The sequence below is a fragment of the Polaromonas sp. genome (genome assembly GCF_012927485.1).
In the GTDB taxonomy this organism is placed as follows: domain Bacteria; phylum Pseudomonadota; class Gammaproteobacteria; order Burkholderiales; family Burkholderiaceae_C; genus Polaromonas.
In genome coordinates this window covers 144,137-168,696 of sequence record NZ_JABBPC010000009.1, presented here as the reverse complement: position 1 = coordinate 168,696, position 24,560 = coordinate 144,137, and the positions used below count along the sequence as shown (strand labels likewise).

22 protein-coding genes and 1 tRNA gene are annotated in these 24,560 nt (G+C 56.6%); 12 read left to right on the top strand and 11 right to left on the bottom strand.

What is annotated here, in order from left to right:
* Window positions 1-21 precede the first annotated feature (21 nt).
* Window positions 22-315, bottom strand: a complete 294-nt coding sequence (locus HHJ16_RS03385) for a type B 50S ribosomal protein L31 (protein WP_293640603.1) — start codon at window positions 313-315, stop codon at window positions 22-24.
* A 56-nt stretch (window positions 316-371) separates the two neighbouring features.
* Here HHJ16_RS03385 and HHJ16_RS03380 point away from each other — a divergent pair, with 56 nt between their 5' ends.
* Entirely contained in the window at window positions 372-542 is a 171-nt protein-coding gene (locus tag HHJ16_RS03380; RefSeq protein ID WP_293640602.1) for a hypothetical protein, read from the top strand.
* On the opposite strand, the gene rho is transcribed toward HHJ16_RS03380, so the two are convergent.
* Together rho and trxA are read right to left on the bottom strand one after the other, a co-directional pair.
* On the bottom strand, window positions 539-1,801 hold the full coding sequence (gene rho / locus HHJ16_RS03375) for a transcription termination factor Rho (protein ID WP_293604272.1): 1,263 nt from the start codon (window positions 1,799-1,801) through the stop codon (window positions 539-541). The two genes, HHJ16_RS03380 and rho, sit on opposite strands and share 4 nt — an antisense overlap.
* A 256-nt stretch (window positions 1,802-2,057) precedes the next feature.
* Window positions 2,058-2,390, bottom strand: coding sequence for a thioredoxin TrxA (gene trxA / locus HHJ16_RS03370; protein WP_293640600.1), 333 nt, complete (start codon window positions 2,388-2,390; stop codon window positions 2,058-2,060).
* Between the two features lie 155 nt (window positions 2,391-2,545).
* On the opposite strand from trxA, the gene HHJ16_RS03365 reads away from it, so the two are divergent.
* Entirely contained in the window at window positions 2,546-5,098 is a 2,553-nt protein-coding gene (locus HHJ16_RS03365; protein WP_293640598.1) for a PD-(D/E)XK nuclease family protein, read from the top strand.
* Window positions 5,099-5,469: 371 nt separating this feature from the next.
* A tRNA-Asn gene (locus HHJ16_RS03360) sits at window positions 5,470-5,545 on the top strand.
* Between the two features lie 43 nt (window positions 5,546-5,588).
* Here HHJ16_RS03360 and HHJ16_RS03355 read toward each other — a convergent pair.
* Window positions 5,589-5,927 carry a tyrosine-type recombinase/integrase gene (locus tag HHJ16_RS03355; RefSeq protein ID WP_293640596.1) on the bottom strand — a complete coding sequence of 113 codons (339 nt, stop codon included), beginning with the start codon at window positions 5,925-5,927 and terminating at the stop codon, window positions 5,589-5,591.
* A gap of 377 nt (window positions 5,928-6,304) precedes the next feature.
* On the opposite strand from HHJ16_RS03355, the gene HHJ16_RS03350 reads away from it, so the two are divergent.
* The 5 genes from HHJ16_RS03350 (at window position 6,305) to HHJ16_RS03330 (ending at window position 8,984) form a co-directional block, all read left to right on the top strand.
* A complete protein-coding gene (locus HHJ16_RS03350) occupies window positions 6,305-6,718 on the top strand; it encodes a fasciclin domain-containing protein (RefSeq protein WP_293640594.1) in 414 nt (137 codons plus the stop codon).
* A gap of 74 nt (window positions 6,719-6,792) precedes the next feature.
* Entirely contained in the window at window positions 6,793-7,248 is a 456-nt protein-coding gene (locus HHJ16_RS03345; protein ID WP_293640592.1) for a fasciclin domain-containing protein, read from the top strand.
* 163 nt (window positions 7,249-7,411) lie between these two features.
* The gene (locus HHJ16_RS03340) at window positions 7,412-8,092 is read left to right on the top strand and encodes a DUF1295 domain-containing protein (RefSeq protein ID WP_366557458.1); all 681 of its coding nucleotides are present in this window, start codon (window positions 7,412-7,414) and stop codon (window positions 8,090-8,092) included.
* Between the two features lie 181 nt (window positions 8,093-8,273).
* Window positions 8,274-8,699 carry a DUF2177 family protein gene (locus HHJ16_RS03335; protein ID WP_293640590.1) on the top strand — a complete coding sequence of 142 codons (426 nt, stop codon included), beginning with the start codon at window positions 8,274-8,276 and terminating at the stop codon, window positions 8,697-8,699.
* A gap of 36 nt (window positions 8,700-8,735) precedes the next feature.
* On the top strand, window positions 8,736-8,984 hold the full coding sequence (locus HHJ16_RS03330) for a hypothetical protein (protein WP_293640589.1): 249 nt from the start codon (window positions 8,736-8,738) through the stop codon (window positions 8,982-8,984).
* A 104-nt stretch (window positions 8,985-9,088) separates the two neighbouring features.
* Here the strand turns inward: HHJ16_RS03330 and HHJ16_RS03325 are convergent, their stop codons facing one another.
* Both HHJ16_RS03325 and HHJ16_RS03320 read right to left on the bottom strand, forming a co-directional pair.
* Entirely contained in the window at window positions 9,089-10,126 is a 1,038-nt protein-coding gene (locus HHJ16_RS03325; RefSeq protein ID WP_293640587.1) for a hypothetical protein, read from the bottom strand.
* Window positions 10,123-10,422 (bottom strand): hypothetical protein, encoded by a 300-nt coding sequence (locus HHJ16_RS03320; protein WP_293640585.1) that lies wholly within the window; start codon window positions 10,420-10,422, stop codon window positions 10,123-10,125. Before HHJ16_RS03320 ends, HHJ16_RS03325 begins: the two co-directional genes overlap by 4 nt.
* A 342-nt stretch (window positions 10,423-10,764) precedes the next feature.
* Here HHJ16_RS03320 and HHJ16_RS03315 point away from each other — a divergent pair, with 342 nt between their 5' ends.
* Window positions 10,765-12,486, top strand: a complete 1,722-nt coding sequence (locus HHJ16_RS03315; RefSeq protein WP_293640584.1) for an AIPR family protein — start codon at window positions 10,765-10,767, stop codon at window positions 12,484-12,486.
* 374 nt (window positions 12,487-12,860) lie between these two features.
* Here HHJ16_RS03315 and HHJ16_RS03310 read toward each other — a convergent pair whose 3' ends face one another.
* The 3 genes from HHJ16_RS03310 to HHJ16_RS03300 all read right to left on the bottom strand — a co-directional run bounded on the left by HHJ16_RS03310 (window position 12,861) and on the right by HHJ16_RS03300 (window position 16,084).
* The gene (locus HHJ16_RS03310; RefSeq protein WP_293640583.1) at window positions 12,861-14,159 is read right to left on the bottom strand and encodes a glucoamylase family protein; all 1,299 of its coding nucleotides are present in this window, start codon (window positions 14,157-14,159) and stop codon (window positions 12,861-12,863) included.
* Window positions 14,160-14,312: 153 nt separating this feature from the next.
* Window positions 14,313-15,338: an alpha/beta hydrolase gene (locus HHJ16_RS03305; protein ID WP_293640582.1), complete on the bottom strand. Its 1,026-nt coding sequence runs from the start codon at window positions 15,336-15,338 to the stop codon at window positions 14,313-14,315.
* 176 nt (window positions 15,339-15,514) lie between these two features.
* Window positions 15,515-16,084: a TetR/AcrR family transcriptional regulator gene (locus HHJ16_RS03300; protein ID WP_293640580.1), complete on the bottom strand. Its 570-nt coding sequence runs from the start codon at window positions 16,082-16,084 to the stop codon at window positions 15,515-15,517.
* A 236-nt stretch (window positions 16,085-16,320) separates the two neighbouring features.
* On the opposite strand from HHJ16_RS03300, the gene imuA reads away from it, so the two are divergent.
* The 3 genes from imuA to HHJ16_RS03285 are packed head-to-tail and all read left to right on the top strand — an operon-like array spanning window position 16,321 to window position 21,740.
* Window positions 16,321-17,112 carry a translesion DNA synthesis-associated protein ImuA gene (gene imuA / locus HHJ16_RS03295; protein ID WP_293640579.1) on the top strand — a complete coding sequence of 264 codons (792 nt, stop codon included), beginning with the start codon at window positions 16,321-16,323 and terminating at the stop codon, window positions 17,110-17,112.
* A complete protein-coding gene (locus HHJ16_RS03290) occupies window positions 17,075-18,499 on the top strand; it encodes a DNA polymerase Y family protein (protein ID WP_293640577.1) in 1,425 nt (474 codons plus the stop codon). Before imuA ends, HHJ16_RS03290 begins: the two co-directional genes overlap by 38 nt.
* Before the next feature lie 10 nt (window positions 18,500-18,509).
* Window positions 18,510-21,740: an error-prone DNA polymerase gene (locus HHJ16_RS03285; RefSeq protein WP_293640576.1), complete on the top strand. Its 3,231-nt coding sequence runs from the start codon at window positions 18,510-18,512 to the stop codon at window positions 21,738-21,740.
* Window positions 21,741-21,771: 31 nt separating this feature from the next.
* Here the strand turns inward: HHJ16_RS03285 and HHJ16_RS16855 are convergent, their stop codons facing one another.
* On the bottom strand, window positions 21,772-23,793 hold the full coding sequence (locus tag HHJ16_RS16855) for an erythromycin esterase family protein (protein WP_366557455.1): 2,022 nt from the start codon (window positions 23,791-23,793) through the stop codon (window positions 21,772-21,774).
* Complete coding sequence (locus HHJ16_RS03270; RefSeq protein WP_293640575.1) at window positions 23,793-24,506, bottom strand: alpha/beta family hydrolase; 714 nt, start codon at window positions 24,504-24,506, stop codon at window positions 23,793-23,795. Before HHJ16_RS03270 ends, HHJ16_RS16855 begins: the two co-directional genes overlap by 1 nt.
* Window positions 24,507-24,560: the final 54 nt, after the last annotated feature.

Below are 24,560 nucleotides of genomic sequence, written 5' to 3'. Positions count from 1 at the left end.
AGCGAAAGCGTTTTTCGCAGCTTACTGCGCCGCTTCGGGAGCCGATACTGGCACTGTATCTTTGGCGGCAGTTTTGCCAAAACGGTTGCGGAACCTCTCAACGCGACCGCCCATGTTGTCCACAGATTTTTGTGTACCTGTGTAGAAGGGGTGTGACTCGCTGGATGTGTCAAGCTTGTACAGCGGCAACTCGCGGCCATCTTCCATTTTCACCATCTCTTTTGTGTTCGCGCATGAGCGGGTCACAAACTTGAAGTTATTGGACATGTCCAAGAAACAAACTTCGCGGTAGTTGGGGTGAATGCCTTCTTTCATGATCTTTCCTTTTTCATTATTTTGGTAGCCACCCGAACCATTTCCAGGCACTTTCCATGAAGCCCACGATTATCGCATGGAAAATGGTCGATAGATCCGTGCGTCTCGTTGTGTTAATCCTGCCCCTTAATGCGCGTATTTTCGGCAGTGACCCGCCAAAAAAACTTGGGATCTGCGAAGAGGCTCCCAGCCTCGGTAAAGCTGCGCTGGGAAGATTGGCGGGTTAACCTCCGCGACGCATCATGTCGAAGAATTCATGGTTATTTTTGGTTGCTTTCATGTTTTTCAGCATCAGTTCCATGGACTCGATTTCATCCATGTTGTACATGAATTGACGCAAGATGCGCGACTTTTGAAGAATTTCAGGGGCTAGAAGAAGTTCTTCCTTGCGGGTGCCGCTACGGTTAAGGTGAATGGCAGGAAAAACGCGCTTTTCGTACAAGCGGCGGTCCAGGTGAATTTCGCAGTTGCCGGTGCCCTTGAATTCCTCAAAGATTACCTCGTCCATCCGGCTGCCGGTGTCGACCAGCGCAGTGCCGATGATGGTCAGGCTGCCACCTTCTTCAATGTTACGGGCTGCGCCGAAAAAGCGCTTGGGACGCTGCAGTGCATTGGCATCTACGCCGCCGGTCAATACTTTGCCTGAGGACGGCAGCACATTGTTGTAAGCGCGTGCAAGGCGGGTGATGGAGTCCAGCAAAATGACGACATCCTTGCCGAGTTCAACCAAGCGCTTGGCACGCTCGATCACCATCTCAGCCACGTGCACGTGACGCGCGGCCGGTTCGTCAAACGTCGATGAAATTACCTCGCCGCGCACGCTGCGCTGCATCTCGGTCACCTCCTCAGGGCGCTCGTCCACCAGCAGTACCATCATGACGACTTCGGGGTAGTTGGCGGTAATCGCGTGGGCAATGTTTTGCATCATCACGGTCTTGCCGGACTTCGGCGGGGCCACCAGCAAGGCGCGTTGCCCTTTGCCGATGGGCGCCACAATGTCGATGATCCGGCTGGTCAGGTTTTCTTCACCCTTGATGTCACGTTCCAGCTTGAACTGCTCCCTTGGAAACAAGGGCGTCAAGTTCTCAAACATGACCTTGTGCTTGTTGTCTTCGGGTGGGCCATCGTTGATCTTGTCGAGCTTGTTGAGGGCAAAGTAGCGCTCGCCGTCTTTGGGCGTGCGTACTTCGCCTTCAATCATGTCACCCGTGTGTAGATTGAAGCGGCGGATCTGGCTGGGGCTGATATAGATGTCGTCGGTGCTGGCGGTGTAGCTTGAATCGGGCGCCCGCAAAAAGCCGAACCCGTCGGGCAGTACTTCCAGTACGCCGTCGGCAACAATGGTTTCGCCCGTTTTCGCGCGTTTTTTGATGATGGCAAACATCAGCTCCTGTTTGCGCATGCGTCCAACATTTTCAATCTCAAGAGCTTCGGCCTGCTTGAGGACTTCAGACACATGCAGTGCCTTGAGTTCGTTTAAGTGCATGGAATTGCTCCTTGCGGAGTTCATTTGAAAAGACGGGGGAGGTTTGAAAAGAAGCCGCAGAAACCGAAGGCTTACAAACCGGGAACTCGAACCAGCCGATGACAGCTAACTGGCGAATAAAGCGAATTATGACAGGAAATTCAAACAGTAATTGAGGCGTAGTCGGCTAGCGCCTAAATGCTTGGAGTTCCAGATGCGAGGGTTGCGATAAAAGGAGAAACAGCCGGCCTTGTTTCCCCTTTCAGCGAAAAATCGTTCAGGCTAATTGCTGGTCGATAAATGCAGTTAACTGGCCCTTGCTCATGGCGCCTACTTTGGTAGCGGCCAACTGGCCGTCCTTGAAAATCATCAAGGTAGGAATACCTCGAATGCCAAATTTAGCAGGAATGTCGCGGTTCTCGTCCACATTCATTTTTGCAATCTGCAGCTTGCCATCGTAGCTGCTAGCCACTTCGTCAAGAATAGGGGCAATCATCTTGCAGGGACCGCACCATTCGGCCCAGTAGTCCACCAGCACCGGTTTAGTGGATTTCAGCACGTCGACTTCAAAAGTGGCGTCGGTGGTATGTTTGATTAGTTCGCTCGCCATGATGGCTCCTTTGGACTAGTTTCGGATACGGCTAAAGTTAGTGTCATTGTGGCAGAAAGCAAGTAGCGGTATCGGTGAGGAACGGCTATGACTTTCATAGTCCTTCTGCACCTCCTGGCGCCCCACTTCCCATATTTTAGAACATCCCCTCTTCCATGGCCGCTATAGATACCCCTGAAACCAGTGCAACGCTGACTACTCGTTGTTGGCAGAATGCCACGGCCAAACTGGCCGAGGTCATGCAGGCTCGGGGTGTACACCCCGCCGAAGTGGTGGTGTTACTGCCCTATGCCCAACTGATTCAGCAGGCGCGCCAGGCCTGGGCCGTGCAAGCCGGGGAGACGTTTTTCGTGCCTCGCTTTGAAACCACCATGAACTGGGCCAGCAGCTTGGGTGGCACGCTCGGGCTTTTTACGCCTTCCGCTGACGATTTGCGCATGGATGTGGCTGTGGACACGTTGACGGCTGCCTCGCTTCTAGGCCGCGCGGGTTTGGTGGAGCAGCAGGACATGCTCGCTGGGCGCTTAGTTGAGGCCGCATGGAGCCTGAGCCGAGTGGCTGCTGCAGTGCTGCCTTTGAATCGCCAGGCTTGGAGTCTGGCTTTGGCAGAGTCGCTGGGCGAGGGCCTTGATTCGCCGGTGCTGGCATTGGAGGCCGCGGTAGGGCGCATCGCGTTGGCTTGGGTTGCCGCTTCCGCCTATCCTTCCGACCGTCTTTTCCAAGCCCGACCAGCACTGCTTGCTGTCTTCGAGGGCTTTCAGTCTGAGCCGCTGACAGAAGCGCTCAGGCTGCATTTTGGTGATCGGTCGATATCTATTCCTCTTTATCTATCGCCGTCCGTCGAGGTGCCATTAGCGGCGTATGCGTCGCTGCACGCCGCGCTTGACGCAGAAGATGAGGCTGAGCGGGCCGCTGCGTGCGTCATGGTGCATTTGGCGCAAGGCCGCCGCCCTGTCGCGCTGATCTCGCAAGACCGGCAGCTCACGCGCCGTGTCGGCGCCATGCTTACAAAGCGCGGCATCGTCATGCGCGACGAGACTGGCTGGAAGCTTTCCACCACGCGCGCTGCGGCCAGCCTGATGGGCTTGTTGCGCGCTATGCCGTGGGATGTATCGACCGACGCGTTGCTGGATTGGTTGAAAAACGCACCTGCGTTTGCGGCGGATTCGGTGATGGCGGCTGAAACGGAGCTGCGCAAATCCCGTGTGCGCGCTTGGCGTGAGCTTCCCCTGACCCCGCTACCCACTTTCGCGGTTACCCAGCCATTGGCAGCGGGCGTGAACGTCCTTCGCAATAGCTTAGGCCGTGCACGCCCGCTGGCCGTGTGGTTGCGCGATCTGCGCGCGGCCCTGCAGGCGGCCGGGCAGTGGGATGCGCTGGCACTGGATCAGGCCGGGCAGACAGTGCTGGATGTGCTTCGTTTACAGGAGGGCGCCGAGGCAGAGTTTGAAGCCGGTCCTACCATGAAGATCAACGACTTTACCCATTGGGTCAACCAGACTTTGGAAGGGGGCAAGTTTTTTCCTCCACATCCGCCGACAGAGCAGGTGGTGATCCTGCCGCTTCAGCAACTCCTCGGCCGATCCGTGCAGGCGGTAGTGCTTCCAGGTTGCGACGAGATCCGGCTGCCGGTGTCGCCTGAGCCTCCCGGTCAGTGGACGCCTGGCCAGCGCAAGTTGCTCGGCTTGCCGTCGCGGGAAACGCTCGCCAGTGCTGCCCGACAAGCCTGGGACTACGCCTTGCAAATGTCGCATGTGGATGTACTGTGGCGAGCCAGCGAAGGCGGCGAGCAGCTGATGCCGAGCGGTTTCGTGCAGGAGTTGCTGCTCGCGCAAAGCCTTGACATTTACCGTGCCCAAGCGCCTGACCCGCGCAGCCTGCGCGCCGTGCCTGTCAAGGCTACGCCCCGCCCATTGCCCACAGGCGAAGCCTTGCCTGTGACCCGGCTGTCGGCCAGTGCCTATGAAGACTTGCGGCGTTGCCCGTACCGCTTTTTTGCGCTACGCCAACTCAAGCTGCAGGAGTCCGAAGAGCTGGAAAGCGAGACCGGGAAGCGCGAATTTGGCAATTGGCTGCACAGTTTGTTGAGCTACTTCCATGAAGCCCTTAAAGCGGCTCCTGCGTCCGATATGTCTTCGCGAGTAGCCATGATCAACATCGCGGCTGAGCAAGCCACGCGCGCCTTGGGCTTGAGTGGTAGTGAGTTCTTGCCGTTTGCCGCCGCGTGGCCCGCGGTGCGCGACGGCTATCTGGCGTGGCTAACCGCGCACGAAGCCACTGGCGCCCGATTTGACACCGCAGAAACGTGGCGGGAAATGCCTTTCGGCAAGCTGACGCTGGTCGGCAAGCTGGACCGCATTGACCGCGATTCCGATGGCCACACATTGCTTATCGACTACAAGACCGAGCCGCGAACAACTACGGCAGAGCGCATCAAGGACGGACAGGAAGACACCCAACTGGCGTTTTATGCCGCCTTGATGGCCGACGACACGCTAACCGCCGCCTATGTCAACCTGGGCGAAAAAGAGCCCACCCGCACCTACGAGCAGCCCGACATCGTGACTCTGCGCGATGAGTTGATCGACAGCATCCTGGTTGACATGGCGCGCATTGCCCGGGGCATTGCAATGCCAGCGTTGGGCGAAGGCAAGGCCTGCGACTATTGCGCGGCCCGAGGCCTTTGCCGCAAAGACTTTTGGACCTGATCCTGTGTGGTGAGCGTGCTGCGGCGCCCCTCGATTACGAAAGTTTGAAGGCTATTCGTTGGACGTTAAAAAAGGCGCACCAAGGCCGGAAGCAAGTATGGCGTGCAACTCGACAAGAGTTACGAAGCATAAAATGTGATCGCGTATGGTGCTGTGACCTTGCAAGGGCTAAAGCCGTCGTAACCGGTGGCGCACTGGTAAGTCGTCTCAAGTCAAACCATCGCCATTGACCGAATTTCATCTATTGCACTTCAGACTTTAATCCGCCCAAGCCATCGGCGTTGTATTGCTGTACCCGCTCGCGAAGAAGTCTTCTTGGCAAAGCCGTCACAAGAATCCGGGAAAATTAACGCTATAATTTGAGGCTGTATTCCTCAATAGCTCAGTTGGTAGAGCGCCGGACTGTTAATCCGTAGGTCCCTGGTTCGAGCCCAGGTTGAGGAGCCAATCAATTCAAGGGCTTGCATGTAAGTGCAGGCCTTTTGTCTTTCTAAGCGTGACGAAAACGTGACAAATCGACCACGTTCCTGCCATTTCCCCCGCGCTCGATTCGAGACGCTGCGGACAATAAGTTCTCAGTGGCAAATTTGGCATAGCGGTCCACCATCGTTCGCGACTTCCAGCCGCCCAGGTCCTTGAGTTCATCGCAAGATGTTCCCGCCTGGCGGTGCCAGGATGCCCAGGTGTGGCGCAAGTCGTGAAAACGAAAGTCCTCAATTCCCGCTTTTTCTAAAGCGTTGTGCCAGGCCGTGTTGGTCACGTCCGCCCGTAAGGGCTTGCCTTCATACGTGAAGCAGAACTGCAGGTGTTTGCCAATTTGCTCTTTCAATACTTCAACTGTTAGCGCCAATCCAATCTTGACCCCCAACTGGTCGATTTTCGACCGGCACTAATACGCTGCACTTACGCAGCGCCCCCATGCCTGTGCAGACTGACATTCGCATTGAGCTCCAGCAGGGCAGCATGTCGGTAGCTTTACACGAGGAACACTCCTTCAGTTGGTGTCTGAGGCCCGAATGAGCCAATTCCCAACACTCGGACACGGATGGCCACTGGGCCTGCATCGAACCTTATGGCTGCTATGCGCGCTGTCCTACGCACATGTTGTGCTCCAGCCGCCACACTTTCTTTGGGCGGCGAATTCATCTGCCCCTGGGTCGCGCCAGACATCTCTTTGAGCGACCCACCCGAACTAGGACAACTGACATGCAGAACATTATCGACACGGCCATTGCGGCCGGAAGCTTCAAGACTTTGGCCGCCGCATTGACGGCCGCCGGGCTGGTGGACACACTTAAGAGCGCCGGACCTTTCACGGTGTTCGCGCCCACCGACGACGCCTTCGCCAAACTACCGGAAGGCACCGTGGACAAGCTGCTCAAAGACGTGCCTAAGCTTAAGGCCATCCTCACATATCACGTGCTCAGCGGCAAGGTCATGGCAGCCGACGTGATGAAGATAGACGGCAAGACGGCCAAGACGGTTAACGGTGCCGATTTGAAGATCAGCACGCAGGGCGGTGTGAAGCTCAATGGCAGCGTGCACGTAACCAAGACCGACATCGACTGCAGCAACGGCGTGATTCACGTGGTCGATGCGGTGCTGATGCCGCCGGCCTGATACCGACAGTCCTTTAACCCAATGCTGGTGCCGCCCAGCATCGGGATACTCATCGCCTCACTCGAAAGAACACTATGAAAAAGCATTTCCTCGCCGCTGCAGTAATTGCCCTCGCCTCACTATCTGCCCAAGCAGCGGATATTGTCGACACAGCCGTGGCTGCAGGCAATTTCAACACCCTAGTGACGGCGCTTAAGGCAGCCGGATTGGTGGACACACTCAAGGGCCCGGGGCCCTTCACTGTTTTTGCGCCTACAGATGAAGCATTTGCGAAGATCCCGAAGGCGGACTTGGACAAGTTGCTGGCAAACAAGGCAAAGCTCAAGTCGGTGCTGACGTACCACGTGGTCCCTGGTAAGGTCATGTCCACGGACATCAAGGCTGGCAAGGTCAAGTCGGTGCAGGGCGCGCAATTGACCATCAGCACGGCTGGCGGCGTGATGGTCGACAAAGCCAAGGTGGTTTCCGCCGACGTGGCGGCGGATAACGGTGTCATCCATGCCATCGACACGGTGCTGATGCCAAAATGACAGCGGTCGGGGTGCCCTGATTACGCCCCGGGCTCAGTGTCGGCCACACGATATGCTGACCGTTGCGCTGCAAGCCTTGCTGCTGATTTACCTGTTGGCACCCTGCGCGTGGATGGTGAGCCTGAGCAAGAACGATGTCAGCATCGCAGACATTGCTTAGCCGCTGTACATCCTGATTGGCGGAGCGGCCTACGCGCTGGCCGCTTCCCAAACCGGCCCCCGGGCGATCGTTGTGGTCACACTGGTAGCGCCGTGGGCGGCGCGATTGGCGACTCACATTACTTGGCGCTACAGGGGGAAACCCGAAGACCGCCGCTACAAGGCCATTCGCACTCGCAACGAGCCCCATCTTCGATGGAAAAGTCTGGTACTAGTGTTCGTTTTGCAGGCCGCGCTGGCGTGGGTCGTCTCTTGGCCCGTGCTCGCTGCTGTCGTGAATTTGCGACCATGGCACTGGCTTGATTCACTGGGCGTGTGCGCCGTAGTAACTGGCGCCTCGTTTGAAGCTGTGGCAGACTGGCAGCTAGCCCGCTTTAAGTCCGACGCGGCCCATAAAGGGCAGCTTATGGACCGTAGTTTGTGGCGGAACTCCCGCCACCCCAATTACTTCGGCGAGTTTTGTGTATGGTGGGGCCTCTATCTGATCGCGCTGTCGGGACAAAACTGGTGGGCCCTCTCGTCTCCGGTGCTCATGACGGTTCTGCTTCTCAAGGCTTCGGGCGTGGCGTTGCAGGCGAAGGACATTGGCGAGCGACGTCCCGGCTACCGCGACTACATCGCCCGCACGAATGCTTTCTTCCCCGGTAGGCGGCGGCAGACAAGTCAAGTAAACCTCAGCACATGATTGCATTGCACGACGGGCCGGCGTGCAAGACGCCAACATGCTGTGCTGCCTTCCGCACAGACCCGTGCCACCGGCTTGAGCAGGATGACCACTTCTATGCGACATGATTTTAAAAACCGGTTGACGCCTAACCGCGTCAATGAATTCCTTTACCACCAGATTGAAGCAGGAAAAAACTAATATGCTGAATTACCTCGCCGCATACGGCGCTACTGCGTTGGCGTTGCTGGCCCTGGATGTCGTGTGGCTCGGTTTCATCGCCAAGTCCTTCTACCGTGACGGCATCGGACATCTGATGGCAGACACCCCCAACTTGGTGGCGGGCGGCGTCTTCTACTTGCTCTACCCGGCCGGCGTATTGCTTTTTGCCGTTGCACCTGCGGCTTGGTCCGGCGGCCTTACAGCTCCGGCACACGTGCCCTGGCCGCGCGCAATCTTGGCTGGGGCACTGTTTGGCTTCTTTGCTTATGCCACTTACGACCTCAGCAACCTGGCCACTCTGAGGGGCTGGCCGTTGCGCCTGACCTTAGTAGATATCGCTTGGGGCACGGCACTCACTGCTACCGCAGCTGCGGCGGGACGCTGGGTCCTGGGGCGCATGACATGAGCCGCGCCAACGCACGGGCCTGACGCGCATGCCGCGATGGCGCACTCCAAGCTGGCGATTTATGGCGCGACCGGTGCCAGCGTCGCCATTGCTGTTATGAAGTTCATGGTTGCCGGAATCACCGTCAGTTCGGCCATGTTGTCCGAAGGCGTTCATTCTGCGGCGGACACTCCGGCAGTTCAACAACTTGCATTCGTGCCAGTCACGTTGACGGCGCAGCCAATATCACCATCGCCACAGTCAGAGCTGCTGGCACCGCCTGACGGCCTTGACGACTTCCAATAGCGTGACATTAGAAGTAGAGATAGGTAGCTTTTCTGCGCCCTAACGCCTGAATTTAGCCGATCCGCGAAGCGGGTTCGGCTTGAATAAATTGCTAGGCGGCGTCTTTACGCACCAGCTCCCTGACGTAGTTCTGTAGCGTGGTGTCGCCTCGCACAGGTCGATCTGGCAGCAAGTACTTCTTGTCCCGGGTAAGTGCCGTCATCGACGCATAGGAAGCCGCGGCCGCCTCGGAGAAGCCCATAGCCCTCCATGCTAATTGCCATGCGCATCAAGATCTCATCGAGCATCATGCGCGGATCAATTTCGCGGTACACGCCTTGTGCGGGCAGGGTGCCAATATGCTCAGCAAGCATCGACCAGAGCGGGTGCACAGGCCAGCGCGAACGGTTGCTGTCCTCGGTCTTGATCCGCAGGCTGGTGTGCTCGCCGATGAGGTAGCGCAACACATCGCCATAGCCATCGAACAGGTCTTGAAACGTGCGCAGGCCAAAGCGTTTCAGCGTTTCCTTGCGAACCTGCCATTCAACGCGCCAGACGTTTTCTCTTTCCTCTTGCCAGAACAGATAAAACCAGTATTTGTTGCTGGCCTCGACGATCTCGTCGGACTTGTTATAGACCCGCAGCACGATCTCGTCACGGCCAAAAGTGAAGGTCTGCACCTTGCCGTCTTTGCGGTGCTGGCTGTCTTTGGTGGCTGCAGTGACGAAGCTGTCTTCGTCAAAATCCATGTGTGGCAGCAAAAAGTCAAACGCAAAATCAGCCCGTGACAGCCCTTCGGGCTTGATTGGATGCAGACCGAGCGCATCAGCCCAAGCCATAAAGCGTTCATGCAAAAATTTGGCTCCCAGGCGCCACAGCGCAAAGCTGCTGTACCGCACGAAAAAGCTGGGATTATTGAACTCACAAAACTGAATGGTGCAGTCCTGATTGGACATGACGAAGGGGTAGCCGGATTTGGTGCCGTTGGGCGATAGCAAAAACTCCATGCCGCCCAGCTCAAGGACAGCGGCCTCGGGTTGCTTGGACTCGCGCATCACCTCGCGTTGCAGCCTGAGTGCGGCGAAATCGAGCTTGCAGCCAGGACCGGCGTAGAGGTAGTACGCGCATTCGATGGTGTCCAGGCCGGAAGCGAGCAGCTTCATTTCTCTTCTTCTTTATGGACGAGTAATGCGCTCGAAAGGAAAGGCGTCGGAGATTCATTTCCAAGCTCTTTTTCAAGCCCGACGTAATGCTTGTTGGTCAATGTGCGGTAAGTCGCTGCCGGGCCGACCGCCTCAAATAGGGGCTTCCCGTCTTCGTCCTCGACGAAAAACTTACCCGGTGACGAGGGCAATCCGGTTTCCAATTCCACCAATGCAGCCGCGAGCAAATCGGCCACCATTTGTGTTTTGGTCTTTTGGGGATACATCTCCGACAAAGCTGCAAGTTTGGCCGCCACATGCACAGGCAGTCGCAGTGATGACTGCTTAGAGGTTAGTCGGCTGTTGTCCGGGGAACCCCAGATGCTGATAAGTTGAGACGCCTTCCTAAATACTCCAAAAGTTTTATGAAGTGCCTTTTATATTTCCTTAAGTGTCAAATATATTTTGTATTTGCTACAAGGCTGCAGTAAGGGCGGTTCCCCCGAGGGGGCCCCTCGCCCTTAAATGCAGCCTTGAACACCTAAAAATAATGACAAAATGTAACTAAGCCCGTAATATGTGCGTTTGTATTTATAGCCCCCCGTGTTACTCAAACGGGGGTTAAGGTCGCTCGCCGACATCCGAATCTGATAGACCAAATGGCAGCAAACATTACATCAGCAGACAACAAGCAAACAGGTGAATCGCGAAAGGAGCTATTCGCGGCCATCGATGCGATTGCAACGCGTGGTGGGATAACGCGCGACCGCGCTATCACCGCCTGGTATGCAATAACATTGCTTGGGATCGATGAGGACGAGGCAATTGACGCGGCGTCCGCCGATGGACCTGAAGACAACGGTTGTGATTTCATATATGTGGATCAAGATCAAGAAACCATCTATGTCCTACAAGGATATGTCTCAGACCGTCCAGAGCGAGCGGCTGGCGTAAAAAAATGGAACGCGCTCGTGGCAGCCATTCCAAGCATCAAGGACCCAATTTCATTCAAACATGCCGGTCGGCTAGACATATATGAAACTCTGCAAGAGTTAGATCTGCAGAATTACGTGCAAGTATTCGGCCTTATCACGTTGGCTGCAAAGTCGGATCAGATCGCTCGCCAATTGGAAACCACGGTCAGATCAAAGACGTATGGAGCTGGCATCTCATTTTTCTATGAACATCAAGATGGTCTATATGACAAGTATCTAATTGCCAAAACCGCAGATCGCACTGTTAAGGAAGACACGTTAACTTTCACCACTCGATTGTCGGAAATGAAGGGTGATTTTGGACAAGCCATCATTGGTTCGGTAGCTGCGAGTGAATTTGCGAGATGGTATGACAAATATTCCAATCAACTGTTCGAAGGCAATGTGCGGCTTTTTATTGGGCAACGGAAGGGCGGCATAAACGAAAAGATCATTGAAACCGCAACCAATCGCCATGGAGAATTTTGGGCACTAAATAACGGGATAACGATCGTCGCGGAAAGCTTTGAGGGACTATCCGACACTAAGTACAAGCTTAGGCACTTTTCGATTGTGAATGGCTGCCAAACTACGGTCAGCCTGTCCAAAGCAATTGAGGGCTCAGAGGATGCCAAAAAATCTCAAGTGCTGGTTCGAGTGGTCGCGGCCAAAAAGGCTCTGCTCACGGACATTGTCCGTTACAACAATACGCAGAATCCGGTAAAACTGTCTGCGGTCAGACTGCTTGATCCGATCCAAGAAGCACTTCGAACTGCGTTTGCAAGAATTGAATATTCATATGCTCCAAAACAGGAAGGCTCCCGCCTGATCAAAAACACGAAGCGTATTGAATTAGATCGAATCGCTCAGTATTTGGCATCAATGTCGGACGAAACAATTTTGGATGCGGTTAGACGCAAAACCGAGCTTTTCGATAAGTCCTACAAATCAATATTTCCCCGTGGACTCCGTGCAGAAAAAGTGTTTCTTGCGTGGCAAATTGCAAAAGCAGTCGAGGTTGAACGCGGTAATTTGCTTGCCGCGATCGCCGAAAATGAAGATCTCGTGATGAAGACAATATTGGGAATTCACGGTACTCCGTGGGGTATCTATGTTGCCAATACTCTGATTGAGCGTTCTGGTTCAGATTTGTCGAAAATGACACTTCAAAAAATGAACACTGAAGACTTCAAGAACGCCATCACAAAGTATGCGAAGAAAGCAATGGAGCTTTACTCGGAGATCGCTGTGAATATTGTTAGCTCAAGCGATGCGGGCTCAAACACACGAAATGAAATCAGGATCAGGCCGTTCTTGGAAAAACTGAAAAGGACTTTGACACTTCGGTTAGCCAAGTTAGCCAGTTGGAAACTCCCAAAACTACATACGGTTTCCACCGCCAAGTAATTAATCACCCGTCGTTGCGCTTGGCCACAAGCCTCCACAGGTTCCCCGTCTCCCACCCCGTATTGAGCGATGCCCCGGGGGGTCGCCGGGCCTTCAGCCTGCGGATTTTTGTGGATAAGCTATTTGACTGGCGATGCCGTGATTTGAAATCAGAGAACCGAAACCGTGAGTTTCCAGTTCTTGGCATCGCACGTGGCGGGGAGCCAACTAGATGCAGAGGGCACACTCGTTGTGTCCGTTTCTTTTTGTGCTGCTGCTAACAGAGCTTGCCGGCCTTCATGATCTGCTGATCGTCGTGAGTGCAACCGTTGCAGGGGTAGGCGGTAGAGCCCGAAGTAAGGTTAGAAACCGCAAAACCTATGAATAATCAAAAGCTACTGCGGTAAAAGCCATCCTCCGCTAAAACCCGCGCGCTGCAAACCCGTGATGAGATAGGGGCAGCGCCTCATCCATCGCCACAGTAAGCCAGTCCGATAATTTTCTATCATCAAGACAATCGGCCCTTGATTTAGCCCGTAATGCCACTGTGATACCCAGCCATAGGGGTTGGTGGATTTATCGGGGTAGGTCGGATTGAAAGTCGCCTTGAAACCATAGGAATTGGGTATTTTCAATTTCACCTGGTGAATAAAATAATCGATTACCGGCAACACGATTTCAGACGCAAACGGCAATGAGGCGACTACCGCCCACGGCGCAATCGTGCCGTCATCAGGGCCGTAGGGAACGCCGCGCCCCACGTAGTCGTAAAACTGTCGCACGATACCGTTCACTTTGACCGAGTCGGGGCCTGGTCCATCACTGGCGGAAATGCCCCAGCAACAGTCATTAAAACCAGTAAATTTGAGCGGGTTGTCGATTGCATATCGCTGTTGCACGTAGGTCGCACGACGGCTGTTTTCAAAGTAATCGATACCTTTGGCACGCATGAACTCATCCTGAATGCCGCGAAAATCGATCCAGATATGTGAGAGCTGGTGCGTAAATAACGGTCCTGCGTACAAATAGTCCAGGTCGTAGCAATGCTTCCATTCGTAAGTCGAGGCCCACGCCGCATAGCTGCTTTCCGGCAAGGGATGAGTCGGTGATCCCAGTCCGAGAATGTAGAGCAGCAATGCTTCGTCGTAACCTTCCCAGCGATATTTTATAAATCCGCTTTCCGGCTTCCAGCCGTGTGTGAGGGTCGTGCCCTCGTTTTGTGCCCACTGCCAATCGGCTCGCCGGTAAAGCCCATCGGCAAGCGTTCGAATTTCTTGTTCGTCGGCCGTCTTCGCATCAAAATAAATGCTCGCTGTCAGTGCGCCAGCCAATAAAAAGGCGCTGTCCACCGTAGAAATCTCACATTTCCAGGCGCGCCGCCCGGTCTGCATGTCGAGGAAATGATAGTAAAACCCGCGGTATCCCGTCGCGTCGGGTTCGGTACCTTGCGGACTATTCCAGAAAAAGCGCAATGTTTTGAGCGTGCGTTCCACCGCCGCGGCGCGCGCCATAAATCCGCGTTCTACGCCGACCGGGTAAGACGCCAGCGCGAGCCCGGTTGCCGCGATGCTGGCGGGCCAATCGGACGCAGTTTTATCGACCACCAGTCCGTTGGCAGGACTGGTTTCGTGCAAGAAATAGCCGAACGCATCCTGTTGGAGTAATCGCAGTTCGGCATCCGCGGATAGTTTCATGGCGTGTCCTCCTGTGCGTTCAGTGAAGAGTCGTTTGCGTAAATTGCGGCCGACTTCATCGTGACTTTTTAAAGCTAGTTTGCTGATTTAAAACGATTGGCAATACCGCTCGGCCAGCACTGGTCAAAATTAAATCGGCACGGCTGGGCAATGTCAACTGGTGCCCCCCTCCAGGGGCTTCTTTTCAGAAAGGGGGAGGCTGCCTTCACCGAAAAAGGCTTGGATGGCGGCCACGCTCCAAGCCGGGTTGAGCGTGAGCATGTTGTGGCCCATCGCTTTTGCCTCCAGATGAATGGTCTGTACGGGCAAAAAAGGCAAGTGAAACTCTTGCTGAAACCGGTAGCCGATAAAGCTGCATTCGCTGCTCAAGAGCAGCAGCGGGCCTTTGTAGGCCTCCGTGTTGTGAGTAAGGTCCAGCGCGAAGTTTTCAGGATGATCGAGCACCGGCTTGAGCATGTTTGAAAAGGCGGCATAACCAGCACGCGCAAAAGCGTTGGGCGGCATGCATTCTCCCGCACACTGGTACGGTCCGCCTGGCTTGGCTCGGTTCATGAGCCGCGTCATGACGTAGTCGAATCGCTCATGGCCGTCTCGCGTTGACACGAAGGGCGCTAGCAACAAATACTTCACAAGTGGCAACGCATCCCACCAGGATTGAGACGCCTTGAAGCGGCGAACGAACGCCTTAGCGGCGAGGGGAGTGAGAAGACCTGGCTCGACCAGAACTGCGTGGCTAACCCGTTCTGGATGCCTGCCGAGATAGCCCACCACCAGCATGGCGCCCCATGAATGGCCGATCAACTTGACTTGCCCTGACCCGCCGTAATGACTCACTATGTTGTGTAAGTCGTCCAGGCTAGTCTCCAATGTTAAAAATGCTTTATCGACGCGTGGGGACAGCCCCGTTCCCCGTTGGTCATAGAAGACCAGGAAATGGGTCTTGGCGAAGTCTTTAATCGGATAAAGGTACTTGGAATCTCCGCCCGGACCTCCATGGACCACGATGAGCGGTGGCAGGCGCTTGTCGCCAAAAGTACGGACATGAAACTTGTAATTTTCCAGTTCAACAAACTTAAGGGATGCGTTGCCTTCAACGGTGGGAGGCACGGCAGTGCAACCGGCGAAGAATCCTGGAAATGAAAAAGGCATAGCGGTCAGCAGCCGGTTTCGGTGAGACATTTCAGATAATTCACCGGGCCGGTTTCAAGCGCGACCAGCGACTGCAACGACGAGAAAGCAAACCGAACCAAGCAAGGCGATGGGAGGTCACGATCACGCGTTCGATACGGCTTTCCGACGCGAGGATGGCCGATGTCATATTGAAGTCCATGATGTGAGGTCAGCGTGCGCGGTTGTTAAACCTGCGCGGGTTGAGTTTTCCAACCATCCAGCAGCGCTTCCAGGTTTTTCCGGGTGCTGGTGAGAACCGGCGCTGAAAACTCTTTCAAATGGGTATGCCGCAGCACCGCCGCACCGTGGACCAGTGACCAAATACCAAAACTCAGGACCTCGCCCTCGGAGTGCATCGTCACAAGAAAATCGTTGACGCGCGCTAACAGAAAAGCGTAAGGCGAGTTCTGCTCGGGCAACTCCGCCAAGCTGCGGCGCTTTGACGGTGTTTCCATAAAAAGCAGCGCGAATAAGGAGGGTTGCTCTTGTGCAAACTGCAGATAACCCATTGCCGTTGTGAGCAAACGCTGTCGGGGGTCGAGCCCCTTGCAGTGAGCCACCATGGATGCATTCAATGCCACCGTAGCAGCACGGCGTGCTTCACCCAGAAGCGCTTCTTTGCTTTCAAAGTGCTCGTAAATGGAGGGTGCCTTGATGCCCACTCGGTCTGCCACCTTGCGGAGCGAGAAAGCCGCTAATCCGTTTTCCGCAATCATTTGCGTACACGTCTGCACCAGATCGTCGCGTGTGCTCATAAAACTCCTAACAGCGTTAGGTGCTAATCCTAACATCGTTAGGAGCTACAAAATAAATCAGGCTATGAGAACACGCGGGATGGCTTATCCAATGCAGCATGCGCGCTACCCAGCCTTCACGGCTGGCCGTCCCCTTGGCAAAGTCCATGCGCTTGCGGCGGGATATTACGCAGCTTTTGAAATCAGGTCATATACTGTACGTTTATACAGTTTATTGATCTGATCAAGTCCATCCCATGCTGCCCCTAATTTCTGCAGATCGTGCCTTGCCGGGCCTTTCCCATGTGTGGCGTGCCGGTGAGTTGGGCAGCGCGAGCTTAAGCACAGTAGATACCGGTTACGCAGGACTTAACCGCGTACTGCCTGGCGGCGGGTGGCCGCAAGGCGCGCTGATTGAGTTGTTACAGCCACAGGCGGGTTTGCATGAGTGGGGCTTGCTAACCCCTTCGCTGGCTGCCCTGCAGCTTGCCTCCCCGGGCCAGTTCATGGTTCTGGTGGGTGCGCCGTACTTGCCTTTCGGCCCGGCGCTGGGTGCGCGCCAGCTCAATATGAAGCGCCTGCTGTGCGTGCGCGCTCAAGGGTCTGCGTTGCTCTGGGCCACGCGCGAGGCCTTGCAGTGTGCCGACGTCTCCAGCGTGCTGGCGTGGTTGCCCGAAACCCGTAACGCCCATTTGCGTCGCTTGCAGATCGCCGCCCATGCGCACAACAAACTGCTGTTTGTGTTTCGTCCCCTCAGAGCGCAGCACGAGTCATCGTCGGCAACGCTGCGTTTGCTGCTGGAAGGCACTGTGCGTGAAGAGGGCAATCTGTTGGTGCACGTACTTAAACGCCGTGGACCGCCGCTGGCGTCGCCCGTGCTGTTGGCTACCCGGCCCGTCCGCTTGACGGCGCTACTGGCGGCCAGTCGGGAGCGCGTGCGCCGTCGGCGGGAAGACGTCACGCCCTTGCAGGTACCTTCTGTCCCTTCTATTTCATCTCGGAGGCCACTCGATGCGCTGGATCGCACTTCAAGCCTGCATCCGCACTGAGCCTGGCACCGTGTCCGTGATGGACGAAGTCACCGCGCAACTGTCCTTGTCCTGTCTCGCGCTGAGCTTTACGCCGCGCGTCGCGTTGGTGGACGAGGCTGTTCTGATGGAAGTGGCCGGCAGCCTGCGCCTCTTTGGCGGACTGGCCCGGCTCGCGTTGCAGCTGGAACAGAAAGCGAGCCAGTTTTTTGAAAAAAATAAAGTTTCAGCTTCTATAAAACGTGCACAAGGCGCTACATCTCTAATAGCGCTTGGGCGTTTGCGACAGTTCAGTCACCAGCCAGAGGCGGTGTGTAAACGGGTGGCCGAGCTGCCCATGCATACCCTGACAGCAGCCCGGCCACACTTGGGCGTGTTGGAGCGGGTGGGCTGCCGCACCTGGGATGATTTGCTGCGCCTGCCGCGCAGTGGCGTCGCCCGACGCTTTGGTGCGCCGCTGCTACAGGCGCTGGACCGTGCCCGGGGCCATGTGCCTGATAGCTACGAATGGCGCGTTCTGCCTGAGCATTTCGATGAAAAACTGGAACTGGACGCGCTTTTGATCCATGCGCCCGCACTGATGGCTGGTGTTGAGGGCTTGCTGGTGCATTTGCAGGCTTGGCTGCTGGGTCGTCAAAGTGGACTCTGCGCCTTGAAGCTCATCTGGTATCTGGACAAGCGCCGTGATGTGCCTGCCACCGGCGAGCTGGTCATTCGCACAGCCCAGCCCGCACAGGATTTGCGTCATGTCGGACGCCTCATCGCCGAACATCTGGCGCAGCAACGTTTGCCAGCACCTGTGCATGCTTTAAGCATGCAGTCTTTAGAAACCGAAAGACTGCTGGATTCAGCGGCCTTTACGAACAGCCTGCTGATGGAGGCCCGCAAACAAGGCGACAGTGCCCTGGAGCTGGTCGAACGTTTGAGCGCGCGCTTGGGCGAGGCACATGTGCAAGTTTGGCAGCCCTGTGCAGACCACCGACCTGAGCAGATGCAGCGCTGGATCAGTCCCCAAATCGCTAATAAATCAATAGCTGCAGGGAACCGGCATGAAAAGACCAGAAAACTTAATGACCTCAATAAAGACGAAAAAAATGAAGCTCTCTACCCGACCTGGCTGTTGCCCGAGCCGCTGAAGTTGGCGGTGCATGGAGAGAGCCCGGTGTATCAGGGTCAGCTAGTGCGGCTGGCAGGGCCGCAGCGGCTGGAAGCGACCGGCTGGCTAATGGCAGGCGATAGGCTCGGCGAGCGCGCACGCGGAAAGCCTCCGGCAATTCGGGACTATTTCATCTACCGCAGTTTGCAGGCCGGCCTGCTGTGGATTTACAGGGAGCGTTTGCCTGTGACGCCGCCGCAAGTGGTATTTGAGCCGCCCTGCGCGTGGTACTTGCACGGGTTTTTTGCCTGAGGGTTTGAGGATGGCCAACCAGCTTCCCGACTACGCCGAACTGCATGCGCTCAGCAACTTTAGTTTTCAGCGCGGCGCTTCGCATGCCGAAGAGCTGGTCGAGCGCGCCTGCGCTTTGGGCTACCGGGCGATGGCCATTACCGACGAATGCTCGGTCGCGGGCGTGGTGCGAGCGCATGTGGCGGCGAAAAAGCACGGGCTCAAGCTGTTGCCGGGCGCTGAGTTTCTGGTGCAGGCGGCCCCTTTCTTCCGGATGGTTGTGTTGCCTCATAACGCTTCGGGCTGGGGAAACCTCTGTGAATTCATCACCGCCGCGCGCCAGTCCGGCGACGTGATTGAAAAAGGCAGCTACCGCGTAGTGCTGGGTGAAACAGATTTTTCTCTGCTGGTTGATTGTGAAGTCCTGCTTTGTCCGTTGGCTGACGCCATCAATATAGACGCTCTTTGCACCTGTATTGACTGGGCTAAAGAGCAGTTGGGTTTAAAAATATGGCTTGCTGTCGAGCTATTGCAGGATCTTGACGACGCGCTGCGTTTGCAGCAGTTGCAGGCTGTGGCCTTGCGCACTGGCATCCGGCTGGTGGCCGCAGGCAATGTGCTGATGCATGTGCGGTCCCGCAAGCCCTTGCACGATGTGATGACCGCCATCCGGCTTGGCCGGACCGTGCATGAATGCGGCTTTGCTTTGCAGATGAATGCCGAGGCTCATTTACGGCCCCGTATGCGATTGGCCGATATTTACCCGGCGGAACTGTTGCAAAACACTCTGGAAGTCGCTGCGCACTGTCTTTTTAGTCTGGACGAGATTCGTGATTTGTATCGTTACCCACAGCAGGATATGGTTCCTGCTGCCGAAACACCGGCGCAATGTCTTCGCAGGCTGACCGCAGAGGGCGCACTCACCCGTTACCCCAACGGTGCGCCTGAAAAAATCCAGCGCCAGCTCAACTACGAACTCGCCCTGATTGAAGAACTGCAATACGAAATGTTCTTTATCACGGTCCATGACATCGTGCGTTTTGCCAATTCACAGAAAATTCTTTGCCAGGGGCGTGGCTCGGCTGCTAATTCCGCAGTGTGTTTTTGCCTTGGTGTCACGGCAGTCAACCCGGCTGAAAGTGATCTGTTATTTGAGCGTTTTATGAGCCGCGAGCGCAAAGAACCGCCTGATATTGACGTGGATTTTGAGCACCAGAGGCGCGAAGAAGTCATTCAGTACATCTATCAAAAATACGGTCATGATCGCGCCGCCATTGCTGCGACGGTCACCTGCTACCGGCCGCGCAGCGCCTTGCGCGATGTAGGCAAAGCGCTGGCCGTGGAGCCCTGGTTAATTGAGCAGTTTGCCAAAGAGAATTTCTGGTTTGACGGCCGCGACGTGCTAGAAAAAAAACTGCAAGAGGCCGGCCTTCTGACCGAAATGGGGCCGCTTCTGCAGTGGTTGGATTTGGCAACCCAATTGATCGGTTTTCCGAGACACCTGGGTCAACATGTCGGCGGCTTTGTGCTGACGCAGGGCAAGCTGACCCGACTGGTGCCAATTCAACCGGCCGCCATGGAGGCGCGCCGCATTATTCAGTGGGACAAAGACGATCTTGATGCGATGGGCCTGCTTAAAGTGGATGTACTGGCGCTAGGCATGCTGTCGGCTATTCGGCGTTGTCTTGATTTGGTCGGCTGCACGCGGGGCAATCCGCTGGAAATGCATCAAATTGAATCGGGTGACGTACAGACCTACGACATGATTTGCGAGGCCGACACGGTTGGCGTTTTCCAGATTGAAAGCCGGGCGCAGATGTCCATGTTGCCGCGTCTCAAACCACGCTGCTTTTACGACTTGGTGGTAGAGGTCGCCATTGTGAGGCCGGGCCCGATTCAGGGTGGTATGGTGCACCCGTATTTGCGGCGACGCGAGCACCCGGAAGAAGAGACTTACCCTAATGAAGAATTGCGCGATGCCTTGGGACGCACGCTGGGCGTTCCTATTTTTCAAGAGCAAGTCATGCAAATTGCCATGATTGCCGCGAAGTTTTCTGCCGATGAAGCCGATGACCTTCGCCGCTCCATGGCCGCCTGGAAACGCAAAGGTGGAGTGGACCGCTTTCATGACCGATTGGTGGGCACGATGACCGAGCGAGGGTATGACACCGAATTTTCCGAAAACATCTTCAAGCAGATCAAGGGGTTTGGTGAATACGGATTTCCAGAAAGTCACGCGGCCAGTTTTGCCAAATTGGTTTACGTCAGCTGCTGGCTTAAATGCCATGAGCCAGCCTGCTTTCTGGCCGCTATGCTCAATTCCCAGCCGATGGGGTTTTATGCGCCTTCGCAACTGGTGCAAGATGCCCGCAGACATGGTGTGGAAGTGCGTCCTGTGGATGTGACCCAGAGTGAATGGGATTGCACGCTGGAGCCTGCGGGGGAGTCTGGCGAGCAACCAGTCATGTTGTCGCCTAATGCCGGTTATCCCGGCATTAGGCCCGAGCAGCTCGCAGTCCGACTGGGTCTGCGCCTGGTGGCGAGCCTGTCTGAAAACGGCGCCCAACGTCTTGTTGCCGCGCGGGCGCAAGTTACTTTCACCAGCACTGAAGATCTGGCTTTGCGCGCGCAGCTGGGCACGTTGGACATCAATGCTTTGGCCGCAGCCGATGCGCTGCTAGTGCTGGCGGGTCATAGGCGCCAGCAGGTCTGGCAGGCCGCTGCCATTAAGCCGGCACCGCTGCTTTTAAAAGCCGTACCCACGCATGAAGTCGTGCTGAACTTACCCGAAACGCCTGAGGGCGAAAACATTCTGTTTGATTACCAAACCACCGGATTGACGCTGCGTCGCCATCCGCTGGCTTTGTTGAGGCCGCGGCTGATTCGAAAGGGGCTGCTTAGCGCCCATCAGTTGAATGCGCTGCCTGGTGGGAGTGAGGTGGCGGCTTGTGGCATTGTCACGGTGCGCCAGCAACCGCAAACGGCCAAAGGCACTATCTTTATCACGCTGGAAGACGAAACGGGCCCGGTCAATGTGATTGTGTGGAAGTCACTGCGCGAGACGCAGCGGACCGAAGTGCTTCACGCCCGGCTACTGGCAGTCTATGGTGTCTGGCAGCGCAGTGAGGAAAGTGGCAACACCGAAGGCAAGGAAGGCGACAGAAAGGGTTACGGCGCGGTCCGCAACCTGGTGGCGCACCGGCTGGAAGACCTGACGCCACTGCTCGGGCGGTTGGGTACATCAAGTCGCGATTTTCACTAGGCTCTTTAATATGCGGGTCCGAAACTTAAAGCTAGATGCCTGACGGAAATGTTTCCGGTGCCTCGCCGGTATTCCATACGGCTCCCTTGTCCAGCGGCTCCAAAGCGGTGGTTTCGTCGATGTGGATCAACGCGTCGAACTGTTCGGCCAGGTGGGTATGGAAGTAGTGGCTTTGGCGCTCGGTTTCAGGCCGATAAATAACACCAATGGCGCGCTGCAGCCGATGCGCCGCCACCAATGTTCTCAACGCCACGTCGTCGCGCAAATTCAGCAAAAAGCGGCTGCTACCGGTCTGGTGAAATATGTCCTCCCAGCTTCCGGGAAGGGCATCCTGCACCCGTTTGCGCTGTGCCGGCTTATTCCAGTCGGCCGCTGCCGTGACCCAGCCATGGTGCGTGCTGAAGCCCACCAGCACGGCGTCGCCGGCGTAACGGTCGCGCATGAGCTGGCCCACATTCCATTCGCCCCTCTCACCCATCTCGGTGGCTGCGGCATTGCCCAAATGCGAGTTGTGCGCCCACACGGCGATACGGGGTGACGCGCGGCCTTCGCCCAAGTGGCGGTCCAAGGCCTGCAGCGTTTCCACCATGTGGCTGTCACGCAGGTTCCATGACGACACGCGGGCATGAAACATGGTGCGGTAATACTCTTCGGCGTTGCGCACCAGACGCGAGTTCTGTTGGGCGTAAAAGGCCTCGTCGCGTTCCAGTCCTGGGGTAGTTGGATTTTCGCCAGCGCGGCGGATCATCTCGCGCAACTGCTGCACCACTTCGTTCTCACAACTCGGTGCGAGTCCGAAGTTGGCGGCATAACCATAAGCCTGGCTGTCTTCCGCAGAATGGTCGAAACAGGCGTACCGATACCGGGCACGGCTTGCGGCTTCGGAATCGGTACGGTCGAGGTAGGCCAACACCTCCTGCATCGAGGTGAACAGGCTATACAGATCAATGCCATAAAAACCAACTTGGTGAACTGAGCTACGGCCAATGTTGTAATCGCGTAGCCATTCGACGAAGTCACGCACCTCGGTGTTACGCCACATCCAGGCCGGGAAGCGCTGGAAGCCCGATAGCGCTGCGACAGCATCGGCGTCGCCCGGCAAGCCGCGCACGTAGCGGTTAACGCGCCAGGCATCTGGCCAGTCGGCTTCTACGGCGATTGCAGTGAAACCTTTTTCAGTGATCAGACGCCGGGTGATGGCGGCGCGCTCGCGGTAAAACTCGTGCGTGCCATGCGAGGCCTCCCCAAGCAGCGCAAAACGTGCAGGACCGATCAGTTGCAGCAGTTTGTCGTAGTCATCTGCGTTCCCGAGGAGGGGTTGCAGATGCCGCTGCATGCCTTCCACGAGAGTACTTTGAACTTCGGCATGATGCGTTGGAACGGGTTTGGACTCGACCAACAGCGCATGCTCGCGGCGGGCCTTTTCCAGCAACCTGCTTACCTCGTCGTCGCTGGCCTGTGGGAATTTTTCGTACCACAAGCCGACCGAACGAAAGGGCTCCGGCGTCGCCGCACAAACCACTTCCGCCCCGTCGTTCCGCAGCGACTGGCAGGTGTCTTCGGCGCCCACCGGCACAGCCACCACCAAGTGCGCCGGGTGTTGCTGGCGAATAGCCAACACCGCTGCGCGCATGGTGGCGCCGGTTGCAAGTCCGTCATCCACCACAATCACCGTGCGGCCGCTAAGGGGGATGGCTGCGCGCTGACCGCGATAGAGTAGCTCGCGCCGGATCAGTTCGGCCTGCTCACGCGCCACAACCGTCGCCACTACTTCGGGAGCGACGGTAATGCCGGGCAGGGAATTCATCACGCGTACGCCGCCGCTAGCGATCGCGCCCATGGCGTATTCCTCATTGCCGGGAAGGCCGAGCTTGCGCACCACAAAAACGTCTAGCGGGGCTTCTAGCGCACGCGCCACCTCATAGCCGACGGCTACGCCGCCTCGCGGCAAGGCGAGAACAAGCAGGTTGGGGCGACCCCGGTAGTGTTTCAGCTTTGTGGCCAGCACGCGCCCGGCTTGGTATCGGTCTTCAAAAGGAAGCGGCAGATCCATTATGAGGAGTGCTCCGTGTGTTCCCTGCGCTCCGGGTTCTCCTTGTGCGCGAAGTGGGTGGTAAACCAAGAGGCCGCCAGCCCGGCGACCTGTTCCAGCGCGCCACGTTCCTCGAACAGATGCGTGGCGCCGGGAATGATGTCCAGACGCTTGATGCTTTGCAAATGCTGCAGGGCGCGCTGGTTGAATGCAATCACCTCGGGGTCCGCACCGCCCACCAGAAGCAAGGTGGGCGCGGTGACCGCTGCAAGCGCCACCGGCCCAACCAAGTCCGGGCGGCCGCCGCGCGACACTATGGCGCTGATGCTATGGCCCAGCCGGGCCGCAGCGATGATCGCCGCTGCGCTGCCGGTGCTGGCGCCGAAGTAGCCGATCGGCGTATGTTGCAAGCCCGGCTGAGCCATCGCCCAAACCGTCGCATCCTGCATGCGCCGCGTCAGGAGGGCGATGTCGAAGCGGTGTTCCCGAGTGTGTGAATCGACCTCTTCTTCCTGCGCCGTGAGCAAGTCAAATAGCAGAGTGGCCAGGCCGGCTCGTTGTAGCGTTTGAGCAACCTGCCGATTGCGAGCGCTGTGCCGACCACTTCCACTGCCATGGGCAAACAGCACTAGGCCGCTGAAGTTAACAGGCACCGCCAAGTCGCCGTAGAGCCAAGTGTTGCCACAAGGAATGCGAACTTCACGGAGTTCGGGCGCTTGCGTCGGACTGTTCATAGGGAAGTCTCCAGCTAAAACATATGCGCGAGTTTAGGTAAAGTTTGGACGCCG

What these genes read in the sequence shown, in the direction of transcription:
- HHJ16_RS03285 (WP_293640576.1), top strand. Translation starts at nt 18,510, where the DNA reads ATGGCCAACCAGCTTCCCGACTACGCCGAACTGCATGCGCTCAGCAAC.
- HHJ16_RS03365 (WP_293640598.1), top strand. Translation starts at nt 2,546, where the DNA reads ATGGCCGCTATAGATACCCCTGAAACCAGTGCAACGCTGACTACTCGT.
- HHJ16_RS03350 (WP_293640594.1), top strand. Translation starts at nt 6,305, where the DNA reads ATGCAGAACATTATCGACACGGCCATTGCGGCCGGAAGCTTCAAGACT.
- HHJ16_RS03310 (WP_293640583.1), bottom strand. Translation starts at nt 14,159, where the DNA reads ATGAAACTATCCGCGGATGCCGAACTGCGATTACTCCAACAGGATGCG.
- HHJ16_RS03380 (WP_293640602.1), top strand. Translation starts at nt 372, where the DNA reads ATGAAGCCCACGATTATCGCATGGAAAATGGTCGATAGATCCGTGCGT.
- HHJ16_RS03330 (WP_293640589.1), top strand. Translation starts at nt 8,736, where the DNA reads ATGGCGCACTCCAAGCTGGCGATTTATGGCGCGACCGGTGCCAGCGTC.
- HHJ16_RS03315 (WP_293640584.1), top strand. Translation starts at nt 10,765, where the DNA reads ATGGCAGCAAACATTACATCAGCAGACAACAAGCAAACAGGTGAATCG.
- HHJ16_RS03305 (WP_293640582.1), bottom strand. Translation starts at nt 15,338, where the DNA reads ATGTCTCACCGAAACCGGCTGCTGACCGCTATGCCTTTTTCATTTCCA.
- trxA (WP_293640600.1), bottom strand. Translation starts at nt 2,390, where the DNA reads ATGGCGAGCGAACTAATCAAACATACCACCGACGCCACTTTTGAAGTC.
- HHJ16_RS03345 (WP_293640592.1), top strand. Translation starts at nt 6,793, where the DNA reads ATGAAAAAGCATTTCCTCGCCGCTGCAGTAATTGCCCTCGCCTCACTA.
- HHJ16_RS03270 (WP_293640575.1), bottom strand. Translation starts at nt 24,506, where the DNA reads ATGAACAGTCCGACGCAAGCGCCCGAACTCCGTGAAGTTCGCATTCCT.
- imuA (WP_293640579.1), top strand. Translation starts at nt 16,321, where the DNA reads ATGCTGCCCCTAATTTCTGCAGATCGTGCCTTGCCGGGCCTTTCCCAT.
- HHJ16_RS03290 (WP_293640577.1), top strand. Translation starts at nt 17,075, where the DNA reads ATGCGCTGGATCGCACTTCAAGCCTGCATCCGCACTGAGCCTGGCACC.
- HHJ16_RS16855 (WP_366557455.1), bottom strand. Translation starts at nt 23,793, where the DNA reads ATGGATCTGCCGCTTCCTTTTGAAGACCGATACCAAGCCGGGCGCGTG.
- HHJ16_RS03385 (WP_293640603.1), bottom strand. Translation starts at nt 315, where the DNA reads ATGAAAGAAGGCATTCACCCCAACTACCGCGAAGTTTGTTTCTTGGAC.
- HHJ16_RS03300 (WP_293640580.1), bottom strand. Translation starts at nt 16,084, where the DNA reads ATGAGCACACGCGACGATCTGGTGCAGACGTGTACGCAAATGATTGCG.
- HHJ16_RS03335 (WP_293640590.1), top strand. Translation starts at nt 8,274, where the DNA reads ATGCTGAATTACCTCGCCGCATACGGCGCTACTGCGTTGGCGTTGCTG.
- HHJ16_RS03325 (WP_293640587.1), bottom strand. Translation starts at nt 10,126, where the DNA reads ATGAAGCTGCTCGCTTCCGGCCTGGACACCATCGAATGCGCGTACTAC.
- rho (WP_293604272.1), bottom strand. Translation starts at nt 1,801, where the DNA reads ATGCACTTAAACGAACTCAAGGCACTGCATGTGTCTGAAGTCCTCAAG.